Origin of the sequence: Geodermatophilus marinus, assembly GCF_003428645.1 — a bacterium.
Classification (GTDB): Bacteria; Actinomycetota; Actinomycetes; order Mycobacteriales; family Geodermatophilaceae; genus Geodermatophilus.
On sequence record NZ_QVQH01000006.1, the window covers coordinates 100,428 to 119,926 of the forward strand.

The window sequence follows — 19,499 nt, forward strand, 5'->3', positions numbered from 1 at the left end:
GCGTGGACCAGGGGACGGCGCGGGAGCCGCTGCGCGTGGTCGCTGTGACGTACTCCCCCGGGGAGGCGCTCGCCGGGTTCGTGGCGACCCTCCGGACGGCGACCAGCCGGCCGCTGGACGTCGTGCTCGCCGACAACGGCTCCACCGACGGGGCGCCGGAGCGGGTGGCGGCCGGGTCCCCCGACGTCCGCGTGCTGCGGACGGGGGGCAACGTCGGCTACGGGGCCGCGGTGAACGCCGGCCTGGCCGACGCCCGCACTGGCTGGGCGCTGGTGGCCAACCCCGACGTCCGCTTCGAGCCGGGCGCGGTGGACGAGCTGCTCGCCGCGGCGCGGCGCTGGCCGCGGGCGGCGACGGTCGGCCCGGCCATCCGCACCCCGGACGGCGCCCTCTACCCGTCGGCCCGCGACCTGCCGCGGCTGTCCACCGGCGCGGGGCACGCGCTGCTGGGCTGGGCCTGGCCGGCCAACCCGTGGACGGCGCGGTACCGGCGCGAGCGCGAGGCCCCCCGCGAGCGCACCGCCGGCTGGCTGTCGGGGTCCTGCTTCCTCGTCGACCTGACCGCCTTCCACTCCGTCGGCGGCTTCGACCCCGGCTACTTCATGTACTTCGAGGACGTCGACCTCGCCGAGCGGCTGGGGCGGCGCGGCTGGCTGCACGTCTACGTGCCCGCGGCGGTCGTCGTGCACGAGGGCGGCCACGCCACCCGGCGCGACCCGCACCGGATGCAGCGGGTGCACCACACCAGCGCCCTGCGCTACCTGGCCGGCCGGTACCCGCACCGCCGGCACGCGCCCCTGCGCGGGGCGCTGCGGGCCGGCCTGGGCGGCCGGATGCTCGTCTCGTACGTCAGCGGCCGGGTGGCCGCGGGGGCGCGGTTCCAGCGGCAGGCCGACTCCGTCGGCCGGGGGGATGGGGAGGTGCCATGCGGCACGCGGTGATCATGGCCGGCGGGTCGGGGACCCGGCTGTGGCCGCTGTCCCGGGCCGACCGGCCCAAGCAGCTGCTGGACATCGTGGCCGACGACGGGGCGGCCGGCGGGGCGCACAGCCTGCTCACCGAGGCCTGGGACCGGCTGGTCGCCGTGCTGCCGGCCGAGAACGTCTGGGTCTGCACCGCCGCGCGCTACGGCGAGCAGGTCCGCGCCGCCCTGCCGGGGCTGGGCGCCGACCGGCTGGTGCTGGAGCCGGTGGCCCGCGACACCGCCAACGCCGTCGGGCTCACCGCCGCCCTGGTGGCCGACGTCGACCCGGACGCCGAGCTCGCGGTCGTGAGCGCCGACCACGTCATCCGGCCGGTGGAGACCTTCGCCGCGACGCTGCGCACGGCCTACGACGCGCTCGCCGCCCGCCCCCGGGCCCTGGTCACCCTGGGCATCCGGCCGACCGCCCCGGCGACCGGGTTCGGCTACGTGCAGCGCGGCGCGGCGACCGAGGTGCCCGGGGTGGCCGAGGCCGCCTCCTTCCGGGAGAAGCCCGACCGCGCGACGGCCGAGGCCTACCTCGCGTCGGGGGAGTACCTGTGGAACTCCGGCATGTTCGTGTGGCGGGCGCGCACTGTCCTCGACGCGCTCGCCGACCACCTGCCCGAGACCGCCGCCGGGCTGGAGCGCATCGTGGCCGCCCCGGCCGGGCCGGCGCGCGACGCGGTGCTGGCCGAGGTCTTCCCGACCCTGCCGAAGATCAGCGTCGACTACGCGGTGCTCGAGCCCGCGGCCACCGAGCCGGGCCGGGTGCTGGTGGCCGACCTCGATGTCGACTGGCTCGACGTCGGCTCCTGGCCGGCGCTCGCCTCGACCCTGGCCACGGCCGACGGGAACGCCGTGCACGGGCTCGTGGTGAGCCTCGACAGCGCCGGCAACGTCGTGTTCAGCGCCGACCCGGGTCACCTGGTGGCGCTCGTCGGCGTCCGGGACAGCGTCGTGGTGCACACCGCCGACGTGACCATGGTCTGCCCCGTCGGAGACTCCGAGCGGGTCAAGCAGCTGCTCGCCGCGGTGCAGGAGCGGCACGGGTCACAGTTCAGCTGAACGACCTGGCTAGCCTGCCCGGCATGAAGAACTTCGACGTCGCCGCCGTGGTCTCCGGCGGGGCCTCCGGGCTCGGCGAGGCCACCACCCGCGCCCTGGTCGCCCGCGGGGCGGCCGTGACCATCCTCGACCTCCAGGAGGACAGGGGGGAGAAGCTGGCCGCCGAGCTCGGCGGGCACACCACGTTCGTGCGCACCGACGTCACCGACGAGGCGTCGGTGGCGGCGGCGGTCGCCGAGGCGACCGGCAAGGACCGGCCGCTGCGGATCGCGGTCAACTGCGCGGGCATCGGCTGGGCGCAGCGCACCGTGGGCAAGGGCAACGTCGCGCACGACCTCGACCCGTTCGTGAAGACCGTCATGGTCAACCTCGTCGGCACCTTCAACGTGCTCCGGCTCGCGGCCGCCGCCATGGCGGCCACCGAGCCGGGGGAGGACGGCGAGCGCGGCGTCGTGGTCAACACGGCCTCGATCGCCGCCTTCGACGGGCAGATCGGGCAGGTGGCCTACTCGGCGTCCAAGGGCGGGATCGTCGGCATGACGCTGCCGGCCGCCCGCGACCTCTCCGGCGTCGGTGTCCGGGTGTGCACCATCGCCCCCGGCCTGGTGGACACCCCGCTGCTGGGCAGCCTGCCGGAGGAGGCCCGGGCGGCCCTGTCGGCGGGGATACCCTTCCCGAAGCGCCTCGGCCGGCCGGAGGACTTCGCCGAGCTGGCCCTGGACATCGTCGAGCACGGCTACCTGAACGGCGAGGTCATCCGGATGGACGGCGCCCTGCGCATGGCCCCCCGCTGACCTCCCCGTCCCTCTTCCCCGGGGAGCACCGCTGAGCACCACCACCGTCGACGCGCCGGTGTTCACCGACGTGTGGCGGCCGCACTGGCCGCTGGACCTCCGGCGCGTCCTGTCGCCGAGCCTGCGCGGGGCCGCGGACCCGACGCTGCGCTTCACCCCCGACGGGGCGTGGCGCACCGCCAGCACACCCGACGGGCCGGCCACGGTGCGCGTCGTGGTGGGCGGCGGTGAGGTCCGGGTGGCGGCGTGGGGCCCCGGGGCCGAGCGGGCGGGGTCCGCGGTGCCCGGCTGGCTGGGCGCCGCGGACCGGCCGGAGGAGTTCGACCCCGGGCAGCACCCCCTGGTCGTCTGGCTGCACCGCAACGCCCCGTGGCTGCGGCTGGGCCGGACCGGCTGCACCTGGGACGCCCTGGTGCCCGCCGTCCTCGAGCAGAAGGTGACCACCGTCGAGGCGCACCGGGTCTTCCGGGCGCTGCTGCGGCTGGCCGGGGAACCGGCGCCCGGCCCGGCGCCGGAGGGCATGCGGGTGGTGCCCACCCCGGCACGGGTCCTGGCGGTGACCGACTGGGAGTGGCACCGGTGCGGCCTGGACGGCGCCCGCCGCCGCGCGCTGCGGGCGGTCACCTCGGTGGCGTCCCGGCTGGAGCCCTGCCCGGGGTGGGACGCCGCGACGCTGTCCGCCCGGATGCGCACGGTGCCCGGCATCGGCGTCTGGACGGCGGCCGAGGTGGTGCAGCGGGTGTTCGGCTGCCCGGACACCGTCAGCTACGGCGACTACCACCTGAAGAACCTGGTCGGCTGGTCACTGGCCGGCCGGAAGACCGACGACGACGGGATGATGGAGCTGCTCGAGCCGTGGCGCGGGCAGCGGCAGCGGGTCGTCCGGCTGCTGACCATCGGCGGCAGCCGCCCGCCCCGGCGCGGCCCGCGCGTGGCGCCGACCGACTACCGGCGGATCTGAGGAAGGACCCCGTCCTCCCCACCCCTCGCAGGCTCGGCGCGGGACCCGGGCGAGCGGCCTCCCTGCAGGGGCCCGCCGCGAGCTCGCGAGCGGTGGGGGGCAGGGAGGTCCTTCTTCAGACCAGCGGGTCGTCGAGCAGGCCGAGCAGGTAGTCGCCGTACCCGCTCTTGGCCAGCGGCTCGGCGGCGCGCCGCAGGCCGTCGTCGTCCAGCCAGCCCTGCCGCCAGGCGACCTCCTCGATGCAGCCGATCTTGAGCCCCTGCCGCTCCTCGACGACCGAGACGAACTCGGTGGCCTGCCGGAGCGAGGCGAAGGTCCCGGTGTCCAGCCAGGCGGTCCCCCGGTCCAGGACGGTGACGGTCAGCCGGCCCGCGCGCAGGTAGTGGTCGTTCACCGCCGTGATCTCCAGCTCCCCCCGGGCGCTGGGCCGGATGCCGCGGGCCACCTCCACGACCGAGCCGTCGTAGAAGTACAGCCCGGGCACCGCGTAGGAGCTGCGCGGCCGGGCCGGCTTCTCCTCGATCGACAGCACCCGCCGGTGGTCGTCGAACTCCACCACGCCGTAGTCCTGCGGGTTGGCGACGTGGTAGGCGAACACGTGCCCCCCGTCGGGGTCGGGCAGCCGGCCGAGGGCGGTCCCGAGCCCGGCGCCGTAGAAGATGTTGTCGCCCAGCACCAGGGCCGCGGAGGAGCCGTCGAGGAAGTCCGCGCCGATGAGGAACGCCTGGGCCAGGCCCTCGGGGTGCGGCTGGACGGCGTACTCGATGCGCATCCCCAGGCGCGACCCGTCGCCGAGCAGGGCGCGGAAGGCGTCGCGGTCCCCGGGCGTCGTGATGACCAGGATCTCGCGGACGCCGGCCATCATCAGGGTGGACAGCGGGTAGTACACCATCGGCTTGTCGTAGACCGGCATGAGCTGCTTGCTGACCGCCTGGGTGATCGGGAAGAGGCGGCTGCCGGTGCCCCCGGCCAGGATGATCCCCCGCATGGTGGGGGACCGTACCGAGCGCGCGGTGCCGCAGCCGGTCCCCGGGCTCGGGCCCACCCCGGAGGGGGGAGCCGCGCGGCCGCCGTCGGCGCGGCGGGGAGCCGGGGCGGCGCGGCGCGGCGCCGGGGTGGCGCGGTGCTCAGCCGCCGGCCGCGCGCAGCTCGGCGTAGCGGGCGAGGCACTGCTCCATCGTCGGCAGCAGGCCCTGGTCCCGGGCCTGCTCGAGCGTCGGGGCGGCCTGGTCCTTGGCGGAGAGCTCGAAGTCCACGTCGGCCGGCCACGGCAGGTCCAGCGCCGGGTCGAGCGGGTGGACGCCGAACTCCCGGCCCGGGGAGTAGCCGGTGGACACCAGGTACGTGACGGAACTGCCCTCGGCCAGGGACACGAAGGCGTGCCCGAGGCCCTCGGCCAGGTACACCGCCCGAGGCTGCTCGCTGTCGAGCAGCACGCTGTCGTGGACGCCGAAGGTCGGGCTCCCGACCCGCACGTCGACGACCACGTCGAGGACCCGCCCGGCCGGGCAGTACACGTACTTGGCCTGCCCGGGCGGCACCAGCGCGAAGTGCACGCCGCGGAGGACGCCGCGGGCCGAGACGCTGTGGTTGGCCTGGGCCAGCGGGAGCGGGTGGCCGGTCGCCGCGGCGAGCACGTCGGCCCGGTACCACTCGGTGAACCGGCCGCGGAGGTCGCCGTGGGGGACCAGGTCGAGGACGTAGCTGTCGGGCACGGCGAGCTCACGGACGTCCACGGGCCCGACGGTAGCGAGCCGACCGCCCTCAGGTCGGCGGCGAGCCGAGCCACAACCTCCCGACGAGTGAGCTGCCGCCCGGCGTGCCCACGGGCTCCCAGCGCGTCGTCCAGCCCTCGGCGTGCAGCTGGACGACGACCGCGCCGAGCAGCGCGCCGAGGTTGAGCGCCGTGGTGGTCGTGGCCCGCTCCTGCAGGTGGACGTCGACCACCCCGTCGCCCTCCCCGCCGTAGCGGACCACCACGGGGAACTCCGGGAGCGCGGCGACGGCCACCCGGAAGGCCTCGGCGACCGCGTCGAGCTCGCCGGGCCGCGGCACCAGGTCCGCGCCGGGCGCCCGGGAGCCGACGAGGTCGCGGCTGCCGTAGGGGAACAGGTCACCCGGCCCGAGGCGGACCAGCGGCCGGGTGCCGGCGTCCTCGGCGGGCGGGTCGAACGCCAGCCCGCGGACGACGGCCACCGGGACCCCGGCGAGCTTGCCCTTGACCAGGTCGGCCGCGGCGGCCAGCTCGTCGACCAGGGCCACCTGCGTGGTCTCCAGCCGGTTGCCGTGGGCGTCGACGTCCCCCCGGTGGTCGATGAGCGCGGCGATGCCGGCCGAGCCGACGGCGACGTCGGTGAGCCCCTCCCGCCAGGTGCGGCCGAAGGTGTCGCTGACGACCACGGCGACCTGCACGCCGAGCAGCGCGCGCAGCCGGTCCCGCAGCGCCCGGGCCGAGGCGTCGGCGTCCTCGGGGAGCAGCACCAGGGCGTCGCCGGCCACGTTCGAGGCGTCGATGCCGGCCGCGGCCACCACCCAGCCGTGCCGGGTCTCCACGATGCGCAGCGGCCCGCGGCGGGCGACGACCCGCACGGTCTCCGCCTCGACCGCCCGCTGCCGCGCGGCCTCGCGGTCGGTGCCGGGCTCGACCCGCACCAGCCGGCCCTCGGCCTTGGACACCACCTTGGAGGTCACGACGACGACGTCGCCGTCGGCCAGCCAGGGTGCGGCGCCGGCGACCGCGTCCGCGAGGTCGTCGCCCGGGGCGAACTCGGGCAGCCCGCGCACCGGGAGGACGGTGATCCCGGTCGGTGGTGCGGCCCCGCCCTGAGCCTGCGAGGGGTGGGCAGGACGGGGGCCCTCCTCAGACACCCGACGCGTCCAGGGCGGCGCGCGCGAGCGCCGCCGTCGCGTCGGGGTCGCTCATCAGCAGCGGCACCCGCCGGACGTCCACCCCGGGCACGTCCGCGGTGTCGTCGGGGGCCACGAGCCAGGCGTCCAGCAGCCCGCCGGCGGAGCGGGCCCCGTAGTGCCGCCCGACGCCCTCCGCGCTCACCTCGACGCCGATCGCCGGCAGGCAGCGGTCGGCCATGCCGCGCACGACGGCGCCGCCGATCACGGGGGAGACGCCGACGACCTTCCCCCGCGTCGCGCGGACGGCGTCCCGGATCCCCGGCACGCCGAGCACCGTGCCGATCGACACGACCGGGTTGGACGGGGCCAGCAGCACCGCGTCCGCGGTGGCCAGCGCCTCCACGGCGCCCGGCGCCGGCCGGGCGGTGTCGACGCCCACCTGGACGAAGGCGGCCGGCTCCGGGGCCGCGCGGTGCCGCACCCACCACTCCTGGAAGTGCAGGGCCCGCTGGCGGCCGTCCTCCGGGTCGGTGACCACCACGTGGGTCTCGACCCGCTGGTCGCTCATCGGCAGCAGCTCCACGCCGGGCTGCCAGCGGTCGGCCAGCGCCGCGGTCACCTGGGAGAGCGGGTAGCCGGCGTCGAGCATGCGGGTACGCACGAGGTGCGTGGCGATGTCCCGGTCGCCGAGGCCGAACCAGGTCGGCTCGGCGCCGTAGGCGGCCAGCTCCTCGGTGACCGTCCAGGTCTCCCCGGTGCGGCCCCACCCGCGCTCGGGGTCGATGCCCCCGCCGAGGGTGTACATGACGCTGTCCAGGTCGGGGCAGATCCGCAGCCCGTGCATCGTGACGTCGTCGCCGGTGTTGACCACGGCGGTGATCGACGACGGGGGTGTGACGGCCCGGAGTCCGGCCAGGAAGCGGGCTCCGCCGATGCCACCGGCGAGGACGACGATCTGCACGAAAGTCATCGTGCCCGATGGGCAGTTGTCGACTGTTCGCCGGGCGTGTCGAGGGTCCGCACGAGATGTGACGAACACCTTGTGACGCGTGGGGTGCGTGTGGCCGGGCGCTTACACCGCGCAAAGTTGACGGCCACGGAGCGACACGCGTGTAATTCCGGCGGTGTCATCGAGCGGTCAGCGGCCCGGGAACGTCCCGAGGAGCGCGCTCCGGGACGAGAGCGAGAGGGGACGCGTCGTCATGGCAGAGGTCTCGTGGCTGAGCGACTACGTCAGTGCTTCCGAGCGGTCGGTGGACCCGACCCCGGGCGGGCCGGGGCAGGTGTTCACCGGCCTGTGGAGCATCGGCCTGGAGGCCGACGCGCAGTCCTGGCAGGAGCGCGCGCTGTGCGCCGAGACCGACCCCGAGGCGTTCTTCCCGGAGAAGGGTGGCTCGACCCGCGAGGCCAAGCGGATCTGCACCGGCTGCGAGGTCAAGGCCGAGTGCCTCGAGTACGCGCTGGCCAACGACGAGCGCTTCGGCATCTGGGGCGGGCTCTCCGAGCGGGAGCGCCGCCGCCTCCGTCGCCGGGCCGTCTGACGAAGGACCCCGTCCCTCTCACCGCTCGCAGGCTCGCGGTGAGCCTCCGGACGGGGCCACCCCCCCACCACTCGCAGGCTCGCGGCGGGACCCTGCAGGAGGGCCGCCCGTCCCACTCACCGTGGTGGGACCCCGTCCCCCTCGCACGTTCGGGACGGGGCCGGGGCGGGGCCCGGGACGGGGCCGCGGCGGGACGCCGCAGCAGGACCGGCACACGGCGCCGTGTGACACCACCGGACGACCCACCCGCAGCCGCCGACGCACCCGCGTCGGCGGCTGCGGCGCTGCCGGGGGGTCAGCCGACGACCCGGAGCACGTCGACCCCCGGGCCGCCGCGGGACCCCGCCCGGTCGGCGCCGAGGAAGAACGTGCCGGTGGCCGGTGCGGTGCCCGCCCGCAGCGGGCCGTCCGCGGCCACCGTCACCGTCACGTCGTAGACCCGGCCGGTGTAGGTCGCCGGCCCGCCCAGCGGGCGGGTGTAGGTGGGGAACCGGCCGGTCAGCCGCAGCCCCGGCCCCTCGCGCTCGACGCCCAGGGCCGGCGTGGGCAGCTCCGCGTACGCCGTCCGGGTGCGCACGCAGCCGGCCTCCTCGGGGTCGTCGGGCGCCTCGCCGGCCAGGCAGTTCCAGGTGTCCAGGCGGAGGTGGGCCAGGGCCGCGGTCACCGGGTCCCCGGTCGCGGTCACGCTGACCGACGGGTAGGCCACCGTGACGCCGACCGCGTGGCGCTCCAGCACGACGCCCCCGAAGGCCAGCCGGGCGGCCAGGCCGTCGGTGCCCAGCGGGACCGACCGGGCGGCCAGCGCGCCGGCGCCCCCCTCCCCGGGCAGCGGCTCGGCCGGGACGCCGGGCAGGTCCGGGGGAGGGGCCGGCGGGACCGGCGGCCCGGGCGGCGCTCCCGCGCCGGGGGTGGTCCCGGCGACCGGGGGTGGGTCGCCGGCCGGGGCCGCAGCCCCGGTGCTGCCGGCGACCACGGCGAGCGCCGCGACGAGGGCGAGCGCGGCCCCGGCCATCGTGACGACCGGGCGGGCGGCGTCCGGGGCACGTCCCCCGCTGCCCGGGGGGCGGGCCGGGGCGGGCGGGGGCGGTGGCTCCTCCGCGGCCGTCCCGGGCGGTGCGGCCAGGAAGCCGGGCAGGTCGTCGTGCGCCCAGCGCGGCCCCGCGGCCGCGGGTGCCGGCCCGCCCGCCTCCGCCGGCGGCCCCGGCGGCGGCTCCTGCCGCGGGTGGCGGCGGGCGGCCCGGGCCGCGGCGACCCCGAGGACGGCGAGGGCCGTCAGCGCGACCGCCAGCACCACCCAGGGCACGGCGGCCGGTGCGGAGGACTCCATCGCCGCCCAGCATCGCAGCCGCCCGCGGCCGGGCCGGGGAGGTGCGCGGGGCCGGTCGGTGCCGCGCTGCGGCCTGCCCGGCGGGCTGGGAGCATCCCTGCGATGACCGGCAGCAGCGCACGCGAGGGGGTCGTCCGCGACCGCGTGGCCGCGTTGCTCGCCGAGCTGGGCGTGGCGCAGCCGCTGACCGGGGTCACCGACCACGCGGCGTCCCTCGGCGTCGTCCAGGGCGTGCTCGCCGACCGGGTCGTCGATCTCGCGGTCACCGAGAGCGGCAGGCGGCGGCTGCGCGCGGAGCTGCGCGGGCGCCGCTGGGCCGAGGACCGGCGGGTGGGCGTCCCCGAGGTGCTCGCGGCCGCCGAGGACGGCCGCTGGTTGCTGTCCCGCCGCATCCACGTGGTCCCGCCCGGAGGGCCCGAGTGGGCCGAGCGCGCGGTCGAGGCCGCGATCCGCATCGCCCCGCTGCCCGCTCCGCCCGAGGACCCGTGGGCGCCGCCGGCCGGCCCCGTCCTGCGCCGCGCGCGGGCGTCCGTGGCCGACGCCGGCCGCCTCGTGCGCGCCGGGGTCCGGCGCGGTGAGCTGCGCGCGGTCCGTGCCGCCGCCGCGCAGCTGCCGCTGTCGGAGGTGACCCACGGCGACCTCCGCGCCGCCAACGCCGTCCTCGGGCCCGACGGCGGCCTCGTCGTCCTCGAGTGGACCGGCGTCCGCCCCGGCCCCCGGCACCGGGACCTGCTGACCCTCTGGTGCTCCACGCCGGGCGAGGAGGACCGCGCCGCGATCGCCCGCGTGGTCCTCGACCGGACCGCGGGCTGGGAGGAACCGGACGTCGGGCTGCTGTGGCACGCCGTGGCGCTCGAGCAGCTCGCCGCCCGGGTCGTCCGGCCCGACCGCGGCGACGGCCTCGACCTCGCCTTCTGCCGGGCCCGGCTGGCCGAGGCGCGGGGCATCGCCGCGGAGCTCGGCAGCCCCGCCGGCCCCGGCTGAGAAAGGACCCCGTCCTCCCCACCCCTCGCAGGCTCGGGGCGGTGCCCTGGACGGGGCCGCGGGGGCGGCGCCGTGCTCAGCCCGTGGGGTCGATCTCCTCCGGGTCGCGGCCCAGCAGCACCGCGACCTGGTCGACGACGACGTCGCGGACCAGGTCGGCGAGGTCGTCGCGGTCGTGCGCGCGCAGCTCCAGCGGCCGGCGGTAGACGACGATCCGCGGGGGGACCTCGCGGCCGTTCTCCCGGTGCGCGGGGAGGACCCGGGCCAGCGGGACGCTGCCGTCGTCCAGGACGTCGGAGTCGAGCACCACCTCGTCGGGGCTGGTGTGCTCGACCCAGGGCACGTCCTCGACCGCGAACTCGACGCCGGCCAGCTCCTGCTCCCACCGGCGCTCGAGGTCCTCGACCGCGTCGAGCACCAGGTCGTCGAACTGCTCCCCGCGGCTGCGCGCCAGCGGCACCCCGTCGGGCACGAGGCGCCCGCGCAGGCCGCGGCCGTGCCGGTCGCGACGGGATCGGGTGGGTCGGCTCATGGCGGGGGAGAGCCTACGACCCCGGGCCGCCGGCCACCGCGCCGCGCGGGTCGGCCGCGGCGGGGCCCCGGGGCCGTGGTGCACGGGGCCGTGGTGCAGGGTGGGGCTGCTGCTCCTGGGTGGGCCGGAAACCCGGTGTGCCTCCTGTCGCCCGGGAGGGGACGCGTCTACTGTGCCGTTCGTGAGGAACCGGTGGTGAGGCAGTCACGTCGCTGCTCGCGCAGCGGCTGCGCGCAACCGGCGGCGGCGACCTTGACCTACGTGTACGCCGAGTCGACCGCTGTCGTCGGCCCGTTGGCGACCTTCTCGGAGCCGCACAGCTACGACCTCTGCGAGTTCCACGCCGAGCGCCTGACCGTGCCCCGGGGGTGGGAGGTGGTCCGGCACGAGATCGACGTGGAGGACACCGGCCCGACCGGGGACGACCTGCTCGCCCTCGCCGACGCGGTGCGCGAGGCCGCCCGCCCCGAGCCCCCGCGCAACCCGGCCGACGACGGCTCCGGCACCCGCCGCGGCCACCTCCGGGTCCTGCCCGACCTGACCTGACCCGCGCTCCGGCCGGCGGGGTGCCCCCCGGACCCGGCCGACGGGCACCCCGCACCGCCGGATGACCGCGGCCCGCGCGTGCCACGGCGCCCGGGCCCCCACCGCCACCGCGCGTCCCCGCCCGCCTGGCTAGGGTCCTGCTGGCGCCGTCGGCCGACTCGGCTGCCGGCCGAACCACACACGAAGGTGTCGCCATGTCTGGTCTGTCGTCCATCGTCAAGGCATACGACGTCCGCGGGGTGGTCCCGGACGAGTGGGACGAGGACGTCGCCCGCCGGCTCGGGGCCGCCTTCGCCGAGCTGGCCGCCACCGAGGACGGCGCCACGGCGCTCGTCACCGCGCACGACATGCGTGAGTCCTCGGTGCCGCTGTCGCGGGCCTTCGCCGAGGGGGCGCTCTCCCGCGGGGTGGACGTCGTCGAGGCCGGCCTGGGCTCGACCGACCTGCTCTACTTCGCCTCCGGCTCGCTCGGCCTGCCCGGGGCGATGTTCACCGCCAGCCACAACCCCGCCCGGTACAACGGCATCAAGCTGTGCCGGGCCGGGGCGGCACCGGTCGGCCAGGAGTCCGGCCTGGCCACCGTGCGCGAGCTCGCCGAGCGCGACCGCTACGACCGCGACCCCGGCCGGATCGGCACCGTCGAGCAGCGGGACCTGCTCGAGGGCTACGCCGCCCACCTGCGCACGCTGGTCGACCTGTCGGCGATCCGGCCGCTGACGGTGGTCGTCGACGCGGGCAACGGCATGGGCGGGCACACCGTCCCGGTGGTCCTCGCCGACCTGCCGCTCACCGTGCTCCCGATGTACTTCGAGCTCGACGGCTCCTTCCCCAACCACGAGGCCAACCCGCTGGACCCGGCCAACCTCGTCGACCTGCAGGCCGAGGTCCGCCGCACGGGGGCCGATCTCGGGCTGGCCTTCGACGGCGACGCCGACCGGGTCTTCGTCATCGACGAGCGGGGTGAGCCGGTGAGCCCCTCGGCGATCACCGCGCTGGTCGCCGTCCGGGAGCTGGCCAAGGGGCACGGGACGACGGTGATCCACAACCTGATCACCTCGCGGGCGGTGCCCGAGATCGTCCGCGAGCACGGCGGGAAGCCGGTGCGCACCCGGGTCGGGCACTCGTTCATCAAGGCCGAGATGGCGCGCACCGACGCGGTCTTCGGCGGGGAGCACTCGGCGCACTACTACTTCCGCGACTTCTGGCGCGCCGACACGGGCATGCTGGCCGCCATGCACGTGCTCGCGGCGCTGGGGGAGCAGAGCCGGCCGCTCTCGGAGCTCACCGCCGCCTACAGCCGCTACGCCGCGTCGGGGGAGATCAACTCGACCGTCGCCGACGCGGGGGAGCGGACCAAGGCCGTCCGGGCGATGTTCGACGGCGAGGACGGCGTCACGGTCGACGAGCTCGACGGGCTGACCGTCGACCTGCCCGACGGCTCGTGGTTCAACCTGCGGGCCAGCAACACCGAGCCGCTGCTGCGGCTCAACGTCGAGGCGCCCGACGCGGACCGCATGGCCGCGCTCCGCGACCGGCTGCTGGAGGTGGTGCGCGCATGACCGGTCCCCTGGGGCTGGACCCCGCCCTGCTGGAGATCCTCGCCTGCCCCGACACCCACCACAGCCCGCTGGAGGTGGACGAGGCGGCCGGTGAGCTGCTCTGCACGACCTGCGACCGGGCCTTCCCGGTGCGCGACGGCATCCCCGTGCTGCTGCTGGACGAGGCGCGGCACCGCAGCGAGGGCGACCCGACGTCATGACCTCGCCGGAGCTGGCCGAGGAGGTCCTCGACGACCTCGAGCTGCTGCGGGTCCGGGACCCGCGCGGGCTGCTCCCGGCCGTCGCCGGGGCCGGCGCCCAGGTGCGGGAGACCGCCCGGCTGACCGAGGAGGCGCAGCTGTCCCGGGTGACCGGTGGGGGCCGCCCGCGCGGCCTGGTCATCGTCGCCCGCCGCGAGGGCGCGGTCGCCGCGTCGGTGCTGCGCGCGCTGCTCGGGCCCTCGAGCCCGGTCACGGTGGACGTCGTCCCCGGCCCCGACCTGCCGGTGTGGACCGGCCCCAGCGACATCACCGTGGTCGCCACCCGCACCGGCGCCGGGCGCTACGCGGTCACCCCGGCCTACGAGGCGGCCCGCCGCGGGGTCTCGCTGGTCGGCATCGGAGCCGACGACGCGCCGCTGCGCGCCGCCTGCTCGACCGCCCGGGCGCCCTACGTGCCGCTGCCGCGGTCGCGGGTGCGGCACACCACGCTGTGGTCGCTGCTCACCCCGCTGCTGTCCCTCGCCGCCGAGCTCGAGCTGCTCGACCCCGCCGCCGCCGACCTCGGTGCCATCGCCGACGCCCTCGACGAGGTGGCCACCGAGTGCGGCCCCGCTCAGGAGTCGTTCGTCAACCCGGCGAAGACCCTCGCGCTGGAGCTGCTCGACGCGCTGCCGGTGATCGTCGCCGAGGGCCCGCTGGCCGGGACCGCGGCCGCGCGCATCGCCGACCAGCTGGCCACGCTCGCCGGGCTGCCGGCCACCACCTTCCGGATGCCCGACCAGCGGGTGGCCGCGTGCGCGGTCCTGCGCGGCCCGCTGGCCCCGCGGGACGGCGCGGACGACTTCTTCCGGGACCGCGCCGAGGACACCGACCGCCGGCTGCGGCTGCTCACCGTCCGCGACACCCACGGCGGCGAGCACGACGGTGCTGGAGAGCGCGAGCCGCGCTCGGCCCGGGAGGCGCTGCTGGAGGCCCTGCACACGGCGCAGTCGGCCAACGTGCCGGTGAGCGGGCTGGCCGAGCACGGGGAGCCGGAGCGCTACGGCCGGCTGCCCCGCCTGGCCCGGCAGCTGGCGGTCGCGGACTTCACCGCGGTCTACCTGGCGCTGGTCCTGGACGCCGAGCGCGCCCACCCCGGGTGAGCACCCCCGCCGAGGTCGGAGCGCGCGGGCGCCGTCCCGGCGGGCCGGCGCCCGCCGGCTGACCCACCGGCGGGGCGCCGCTGCACCGGACGCCCCGGCCGGGGCGTTCGGGTCCCTGCCGCAGGGGTACCGCCCCCGCCGGGCGCCCGACGGGCGGCCGGGCGCGGCCCCCGCGCGCCGGACGGCCGCAGGGACCACCATCACCGAGACAGCACACCGGTGCTGACCGAACGGAAGGGACCTCCCGTGGCCGGTGGACTCGTGGCCCTCTTCGACGACGTGGCGACGCTGGCGCGGGCCGCCGCGGCCTCCGTCGACGACATCGGCGCCGCGGCCGGACGGGCCAGCGCGAAGGCCGCCGGAGTGGTCGTCGACGACACCGCCGTCACGCCGCAGTACGTGCACGGCCTGGCCGCCGAGCGCGAGCTGCCGATCGTCAAGCGCATCGCGATGGGCTCGCTGCGCAACAAGCTGCTCATCCTGCTGCCCGCGGTGCTGCTGCTCAGCCAGTTCCTGCCCTGGCTGCTCACCCCGATCCTCATGGTCGGCGGCGCCTACCTCTGCTACGAGGGCGCGGAGAAGGTGTGGCACAAGCTGCGCGGCGGGCACGACGACCACCACGCCGCCGCCGAGGGCGCGATGCCGGACGAGGACACCGTCGTCCGCGGGGCCGTGCGCACCGACTTCATCCTGTCCGCCGAGATCATGGTCATCGCGCTGAACGAGGTGGTCGACGAGGCCTTCTGGTCCCGGGCGGTCATCCTCGCGGTCGTCGCGGTCGGCATCACCGTCCTGGTGTACGGCGTGGTCGGCCTCATCGTGAAGATGGACGACGTCGGGCTGAGCCTGTCCCAGCGCCCGGGGAAGGCCGTGTCGCGGTTCGGCCACGGGCTGGTCAAGGCGATGCCCCGCGTGCTGGCCGTCATCACCGTGGTCGGGACCGCCGCGATGCTGTGGGTCGGCGGGCACATCCTGCTGGTCGGCAGCGACGAGCTGGGTCTGCACGCCGTCTACGGCGCCGTGCACCACCTGGAGGAGCTGGCGCACGAGGCCACCGGAGCCCTCGGCGGTCTCGTGGGGTGGCTGGTCAACACCCTCGCCAGCGCGGTCGTCGGGCTCGCCGTCGGGGCCCTGATCGTGCTCGTCCTGAACCTCACGATCCACCGGCGCAAGGCGCGGCCGTCCGGCGGGGCCGCGTCGTCCGGCGGGACCGCGTCGGCCGGCGGGGCCGCGTCGTCCGGCGGGGCCGCGTCGTCCGGCGGGACCGCGTCGTCCGGCGGGACCACGTCGCACTGAGCGACCGCACCCGGCTGTCCCCCGAGCGCCGCCGGGCCGACCGCGCGCGGCTGCCCGAGGAGGTCGTGGACCTCGTGGTGGCCGGCGGCGGGGTCACCGGGGCGGCCGTCGCCCTCGACGCCGCGAGCCGCGGCTTCGCGGTGGCCCTGCTGGAGGCCGCGGACTGGGCGAGCGGCGCCTCGGGCCGGCCCGTCGCGCTGGTCCCGGCCGGGGCGGCGGGGCCGCTGCGCGCCGTCGCCCCGCACCTGGCCCGGCCGGTGCCGGTCCTGCGCCCGTCGGGGCGGGCGGCGCTCGGGGCCGCCGCGGGTGCGCTGGCCGGCCTGCTCGGCGTCGGCGGGGGAGCGGCCGCACCCCGCTGGCTCCCGCCCCGGGCCGCGGCGGCCGCCCTGCCCGGCCTGCGGCCCGAGGTGCTGGCCGCCGGTGCGGTGCGCACCCGCGATGCCCGCGTCGACGAGGCCCGCCTGGCGCTGGCGCTGGTCCGGACGGCCGCCGGCTACGGCGCCCGGGTCCTCACGCGGGCCCGCGTCACCGGTCTCCTCGGCCCCGGCGGGCCGGTCCTGGGGGTGGGCGCCACCGACCGCACCGACGGGTCGGCGTTCCGGGTGCGGGCCCGGGCGGTGGTCTTGGCGCTGGGAGCGGCGGACCTGCCCGGCCTGCCCGGGCCCGGGGCGCGCACCACCGGGGCCGCGTCCCTGGCCCTCCTCCCCGGCGGGGCCGTGCCCGGGAGGAGCGCGGCCGTCGTCGGGACGCCCGGCGGGGAGCTGTCGCTCGTCCCGGCCGACGGCCGCTGGGCCCTGGCGACCACCGGAGCCGGCACCGGCCTCGCCGGGCTGCTGGACCTCGCCGCGCTGGTGCTGCGCCGGCCCCCCGCCGAGGAGGAGGTCCTGGGCGTGCACGCCTCGACCGTCGCGGCCCGGGAGCGCGGCACGCCCGCGCCCGGGCTGGTGCTGCTGCGCGGGATCCCGCTCGCCGAGGTCCGGGGCGCGGCCGCGGAGGCCGTGGACGACGCCACGGCCGGCCTGCCCGGGGTCCCGCCGTCCCGGACGGCGCACCTGCCGCTGGTGGGTGCCCGGGGGGTGGACGCCGTCCACCCGCTCCCGCCCGGCCTGCCCGCCGGGACGTCCGAGCGGCTCCGGGCCCGCCACGGGGACGGCGCGGTCGAGGTGCTCGACCTGGTGCGGGACGACCCGACCCTCGGCCGCCCGCTGCCGGGCGCACCCGGGGTCCTGGCGGCCGAGGTCGTGCACGCGGTGACCGCCGAGGGCGCGCTCGACCTCCGGGACGTGCTGCTCCGGCGGGCCCGCATGCCGCGGCCCACGGCGGCCGCCGCCCGCGCCGCCGCCGCGCTGGCCGCCGGACCGCTGGGGTGGGACGACGGGCGGGTGGCGCGGGAGGTCGCCGCCACGCTTCCCGCGTCGCGGTGACCCGGCGGCACCGCGATCCGGTGACGTGGCGTCACTGTGACGAAGCTCCCCGCCACCCGCGTACCACCACCCGCTCGTGTCACCGGGACACCGCCCGCCGGCGCGTCCGTGAGTAGCCTGCTCCTCGATGTGGCAGATGACGAACGCCGTGCGGCACTACCCCTGGGGGTCGCGCACGGTCATCCCCGAGCTGCTGGGCCGGCCCAGCCCGGCCGAGCAGCCCTGCGCGGAGCTGTGGCTGGGCGGGCACCCCGACGACCCGAGCGTGCTCTCGGACGGGACGCCGCTCGACAAGGCCATCGCCGCGGACCCGGAGAAGCTGCTCAGCCCGCGGGTGCGCGAGCGGTTCGGTGACCGTCTGCCCTTCCTCATGAAGGTGCTCGCCGCCGAGTCGCCGCTGTCCCTGCAGGCCCACCCGACGATCGAGCAGGCCCGCGCGGGGTACGCCGCCGAGGAGGCGGCCGGGGTCCCGGCGAACGACCCCACCCGGACGTTCAAGGACCCCTGGCACAAGCCGGAACTGCTGCTCGCGCTGACGCCGTTCGAAGCGCTGTGCGGGTTCCGGCCGGTGGAGGAGTCGCTGCACTGCCTGGCCAAGCTCCAGGTGCCCGAGCTCAAGCCGACGATCGCCGCGCTCGCCCGCGGGGGCCTGCGCGCCGCCGTCCCGCAGCTGCTGGCGCTCGACACCGAGCACCGCTCGGCCCTGGTCGGCGCCGTCGCGGCGGCGGCGGGCCGGTTCGTGGCCGCGGCCGACCCGGAGTTCATCAACACCTACCGCTGGGCCGCCCGGCTGGCCGACACCTACCCGGGGGACCCGGGCGTGGTGATCTCGCTGATGTGCAACCACCTCAAGCTGGCCCCCGGTGAGGCGGTGTTCCTGCCCGCGGGCAACCTGCACGCCTACCTGTCCGGCGCCGGCGTCGAGGTGATGGCCAGCTCGGACAACGTCCTGCGCGGGGGGCTGACCAGCAAGTACGTCGACCTCGCGGCGCTGATCGAGGTGCTGGACTTCTCCGACGGCCGCATCCCGGTGACGCACCCGGTGCTCGGGCCCGGCGGTCTGCGCTACCCCGTGCCGGTCGAGGACTTCGACCTCACCCGCGTCTCGCTGGACGACGGGTCCGGCGTGCTCACCACCCGCGGGCCGCAGGTGCTGCTGTGCACCGAGGGCCGCGCCGTGCTGGCCTCCGCGCACGACGAGCTGGTGCTCGAGCGCGGCGACTCCGCCTTCGTGCCCGCCGGGACGCCGGTCAGCGCCCGCGGCCCCGCACTGCTCTACCGCACCACCACCAACCTCCGCTGAGCCGGAGGAGGCGCAGTGGTGTGACCTCGACGGGCCGGGTCCGCACCGGGCGGGGTCCCGTGCTCCGCCGGGCCGTGGCGGCGGCGCTGGCCGTGGTCGCCCTCACCGCGTGCGACCCGCTGCCGGGCGGGCAGGACACCGGCAGCCCCGCCCCGGCCGGTGGCGGCGCCGCGCTCGCCGGGGAGGCCCGCCGGGCGCTGGAGGAGGTCCCCGTGCGCGGCCGGGCCCCGCGCACCGGCTACGACCGCGACCGGTTCGGTCCCGCCTGGGCCGACGTCGACCGCAACGGCTGCGACACCCGCAACGACGTGCTCGCCCGGGACCTCGCCGGCGTGTCGTTCCAGCCGGGCACCCGCGACTGCGTCGTGGCCGCCGGGACGCTCGCCGACCCCTACTCCGGGACGACCGTCGACTTCCGCCGCGGCCAGGAGACCAGCGACGACGTGCAGGTCGACCACGTGGTCGCGCTGTCGGACGCCTGGCAGAAGGGTGCGCAGCAGTGGGACGACGGCACCCGGCTGGTCTTCGCCAACGACCCGCTCAACCTGCTCGCCGTCGACGGCGCGCTCAACCAGCAGAAGGGGGACGGCGACGCGGCCACCTGGCTGCCGCCGGCCCGCGGGTACCGCTGCGCCTACGTGGCCCGGCAGGTCGCCGTCAAGCTGGCGTACGGGCTGTGGATGACGCAGGCCGAGCACGACGCGGCGGCGGGCGTCCTCGACGGCTGCCCCGACGAGCCCCTGCCGCAGCCCTCGCCGGTCACCCCGACCGGATCGGCGCCCCCCGGCACACCGGCGGAGACCACCTACGCCGACTGCACCGAGGTCCGGGCGGCCGGGGCCGCGCCGATCCGCCGCGGGGACCCCGGGTGGCGGGACGCCTTCGACGGGGACGGCGACGGCGTCGGCTGCGAGTGACCCCGCCGTTGCGCCGCTGACGGCCGCGCTGCCGACCGGCTGCCCGGCCGGCCGGCTGCCCGGCCGACCGGCGACGGGAGGCGGGTCCGGCCCG

The 19,499-nt window shown here is 77.5% G+C and carries 20 protein-coding genes; 14 read left to right on the top strand and 6 right to left on the bottom strand.

The window, feature by feature from the left end:
- Positions 1 to 2 precede the first annotated feature (2 nt).
- Genes D0Z06_RS08985 through D0Z06_RS09000 form a run of 4 tightly spaced genes read left to right on the top strand, consistent with a single transcriptional unit; the run spans position 3 to position 3,784 of the window.
- Entirely contained in the window at positions 3 to 941 is a 939-nt protein-coding gene (locus D0Z06_RS08985; RefSeq protein WP_233517547.1) for a glycosyltransferase family 2 protein, read from the top strand.
- Complete coding sequence (locus tag D0Z06_RS08990; RefSeq protein ID WP_117377033.1) at positions 926 to 2,029, top strand: mannose-1-phosphate guanylyltransferase; 1,104 nt, start codon at positions 926 to 928, stop codon at positions 2,027 to 2,029. Before D0Z06_RS08985 ends, D0Z06_RS08990 begins: the two co-directional genes overlap by 16 nt.
- Positions 2,030 to 2,052: 23 nt before the next feature.
- Positions 2,053 to 2,823, top strand: a complete 771-nt coding sequence (locus tag D0Z06_RS08995; protein WP_117377034.1) for an SDR family NAD(P)-dependent oxidoreductase — start codon at positions 2,053 to 2,055, stop codon at positions 2,821 to 2,823.
- A gap of 58 nt (positions 2,824 to 2,881) precedes the next feature.
- On the top strand, positions 2,882 to 3,784 hold the full coding sequence (locus D0Z06_RS09000) for a DNA-3-methyladenine glycosylase family protein (protein ID WP_233517548.1): 903 nt from the start codon (positions 2,882 to 2,884) through the stop codon (positions 3,782 to 3,784).
- A gap of 115 nt (positions 3,785 to 3,899) precedes the next feature.
- On the opposite strand, the gene rfbA is transcribed toward D0Z06_RS09000, so the two are convergent.
- From rfbA to cofD, 4 genes are all read right to left on the bottom strand, one after another.
- The gene (gene rfbA / locus D0Z06_RS09005) at positions 3,900 to 4,772 is read right to left on the bottom strand and encodes a glucose-1-phosphate thymidylyltransferase RfbA (protein WP_117377036.1); all 873 of its coding nucleotides are present in this window, start codon (positions 4,770 to 4,772) and stop codon (positions 3,900 to 3,902) included.
- Positions 4,773 to 4,911: 139 nt separating this feature from the next.
- A complete protein-coding gene (locus D0Z06_RS09010; RefSeq protein WP_117377037.1) occupies positions 4,912 to 5,520 on the bottom strand; it encodes a dTDP-4-dehydrorhamnose 3,5-epimerase family protein in 609 nt (202 codons plus the stop codon).
- Between the two features lie 28 nt (positions 5,521 to 5,548).
- The gene (locus D0Z06_RS09015) at positions 5,549 to 6,652 is read right to left on the bottom strand and encodes a coenzyme F420-0:L-glutamate ligase (protein WP_117377038.1); all 1,104 of its coding nucleotides are present in this window, start codon (positions 6,650 to 6,652) and stop codon (positions 5,549 to 5,551) included.
- Positions 6,645 to 7,595 (bottom strand): 2-phospho-L-lactate transferase, encoded by a 951-nt coding sequence (cofD, locus tag D0Z06_RS09020; RefSeq protein WP_117377039.1) that lies wholly within the window; start codon positions 7,593 to 7,595, stop codon positions 6,645 to 6,647. Before cofD ends, D0Z06_RS09015 begins: the two co-directional genes overlap by 8 nt.
- Before the next feature lie 241 nt (positions 7,596 to 7,836).
- On the opposite strand from cofD, the gene D0Z06_RS09025 reads away from it, so the two are divergent.
- Complete coding sequence (locus D0Z06_RS09025; protein ID WP_117377040.1) at positions 7,837 to 8,175, top strand: WhiB family transcriptional regulator; 339 nt, start codon at positions 7,837 to 7,839, stop codon at positions 8,173 to 8,175.
- A 295-nt stretch (positions 8,176 to 8,470) separates the two neighbouring features.
- Here the strand turns inward: D0Z06_RS09025 and D0Z06_RS09030 are convergent, their stop codons facing one another.
- Entirely contained in the window at positions 8,471 to 9,502 is a 1,032-nt protein-coding gene (locus D0Z06_RS09030) for a hypothetical protein (protein ID WP_117377041.1), read from the bottom strand.
- A gap of 102 nt (positions 9,503 to 9,604) precedes the next feature.
- On the opposite strand from D0Z06_RS09030, the gene D0Z06_RS09035 reads away from it, so the two are divergent.
- Positions 9,605 to 10,486: a phosphotransferase gene (locus tag D0Z06_RS09035; protein ID WP_117377042.1), complete on the top strand. Its 882-nt coding sequence runs from the start codon at positions 9,605 to 9,607 to the stop codon at positions 10,484 to 10,486.
- Between the two features lie 76 nt (positions 10,487 to 10,562).
- Here the strand turns inward: D0Z06_RS09035 and D0Z06_RS09040 are convergent, their stop codons facing one another.
- A complete protein-coding gene (locus tag D0Z06_RS09040; RefSeq protein WP_117377043.1) occupies positions 10,563 to 11,018 on the bottom strand; it encodes a metallopeptidase family protein in 456 nt (151 codons plus the stop codon).
- A gap of 195 nt (positions 11,019 to 11,213) precedes the next feature.
- Between D0Z06_RS09040 and D0Z06_RS09045 the strand changes: the two genes are divergently transcribed.
- From D0Z06_RS09045 to D0Z06_RS09080, 8 genes are all read left to right on the top strand, one after another.
- Complete coding sequence (locus D0Z06_RS09045) at positions 11,214 to 11,564, top strand: DUF3499 domain-containing protein (protein WP_117377044.1); 351 nt, start codon at positions 11,214 to 11,216, stop codon at positions 11,562 to 11,564.
- A gap of 194 nt (positions 11,565 to 11,758) precedes the next feature.
- Positions 11,759 to 13,123, top strand: a complete 1,365-nt coding sequence (locus tag D0Z06_RS09050) for a phosphomannomutase/phosphoglucomutase (RefSeq protein ID WP_117377045.1) — start codon at positions 11,759 to 11,761, stop codon at positions 13,121 to 13,123.
- Positions 13,120 to 13,323, top strand: coding sequence for a Trm112 family protein (locus D0Z06_RS09055; protein WP_255419340.1), 204 nt, complete (start codon positions 13,120 to 13,122; stop codon positions 13,321 to 13,323). Before D0Z06_RS09050 ends, D0Z06_RS09055 begins: the two co-directional genes overlap by 4 nt.
- Positions 13,320 to 14,465 carry an SIS domain-containing protein gene (locus D0Z06_RS09060; RefSeq protein ID WP_117377046.1) on the top strand — a complete coding sequence of 382 codons (1,146 nt, stop codon included), beginning with the start codon at positions 13,320 to 13,322 and terminating at the stop codon, positions 14,463 to 14,465. Before D0Z06_RS09055 ends, D0Z06_RS09060 begins: the two co-directional genes overlap by 4 nt.
- A gap of 246 nt (positions 14,466 to 14,711) precedes the next feature.
- Complete coding sequence (locus D0Z06_RS09065; protein WP_117377047.1) at positions 14,712 to 15,761, top strand: DUF808 domain-containing protein; 1,050 nt, start codon at positions 14,712 to 14,714, stop codon at positions 15,759 to 15,761.
- A 65-nt stretch (positions 15,762 to 15,826) separates the two neighbouring features.
- Entirely contained in the window at positions 15,827 to 17,185 is a 1,359-nt protein-coding gene (locus tag D0Z06_RS09070; protein WP_158579924.1) for an FAD-dependent oxidoreductase, read from the top strand.
- A gap of 127 nt (positions 17,186 to 17,312) precedes the next feature.
- Positions 17,313 to 18,488, top strand: a complete 1,176-nt coding sequence (gene manA, locus D0Z06_RS09075; RefSeq protein ID WP_117377049.1) for a mannose-6-phosphate isomerase, class I — start codon at positions 17,313 to 17,315, stop codon at positions 18,486 to 18,488.
- A 20-nt stretch (positions 18,489 to 18,508) separates the two neighbouring features.
- Complete coding sequence (locus tag D0Z06_RS09080; protein WP_117377050.1) at positions 18,509 to 19,405, top strand: GmrSD restriction endonuclease domain-containing protein; 897 nt, start codon at positions 18,509 to 18,511, stop codon at positions 19,403 to 19,405.
- Positions 19,406 to 19,499 lie beyond the last annotated feature (94 nt).

What these genes read in the sequence shown, in the direction of transcription:
- D0Z06_RS09030 (WP_117377041.1), bottom strand. Translation starts at nt 9,502, where the DNA reads ATGGAGTCCTCCGCACCGGCCGCCGTGCCCTGGGTGGTGCTGGCGGTC.
- D0Z06_RS09025 (WP_117377040.1), top strand. Translation starts at nt 7,837, where the DNA reads ATGGCAGAGGTCTCGTGGCTGAGCGACTACGTCAGTGCTTCCGAGCGG.
- D0Z06_RS09040 (WP_117377043.1), bottom strand. Translation starts at nt 11,018, where the DNA reads ATGAGCCGACCCACCCGATCCCGTCGCGACCGGCACGGCCGCGGCCTG.
- D0Z06_RS09055 (WP_255419340.1), top strand. Translation starts at nt 13,120, where the DNA reads ATGACCGGTCCCCTGGGGCTGGACCCCGCCCTGCTGGAGATCCTCGCC.
- D0Z06_RS08990 (WP_117377033.1), top strand. Translation starts at nt 926, where the DNA reads ATGCGGCACGCGGTGATCATGGCCGGCGGGTCGGGGACCCGGCTGTGG.
- D0Z06_RS08995 (WP_117377034.1), top strand. Translation starts at nt 2,053, where the DNA reads ATGAAGAACTTCGACGTCGCCGCCGTGGTCTCCGGCGGGGCCTCCGGG.
- rfbA (WP_117377036.1), bottom strand. Translation starts at nt 4,772, where the DNA reads ATGCGGGGGATCATCCTGGCCGGGGGCACCGGCAGCCGCCTCTTCCCG.
- D0Z06_RS09050 (WP_117377045.1), top strand. Translation starts at nt 11,759, where the DNA reads ATGTCTGGTCTGTCGTCCATCGTCAAGGCATACGACGTCCGCGGGGTG.
- manA (WP_117377049.1), top strand. Translation starts at nt 17,313, where the DNA reads ATGTGGCAGATGACGAACGCCGTGCGGCACTACCCCTGGGGGTCGCGC.
- D0Z06_RS09035 (WP_117377042.1), top strand. Translation starts at nt 9,605, where the DNA reads ATGACCGGCAGCAGCGCACGCGAGGGGGTCGTCCGCGACCGCGTGGCC.
- D0Z06_RS09060 (WP_117377046.1), top strand. Translation starts at nt 13,320, where the DNA reads ATGACCTCGCCGGAGCTGGCCGAGGAGGTCCTCGACGACCTCGAGCTG.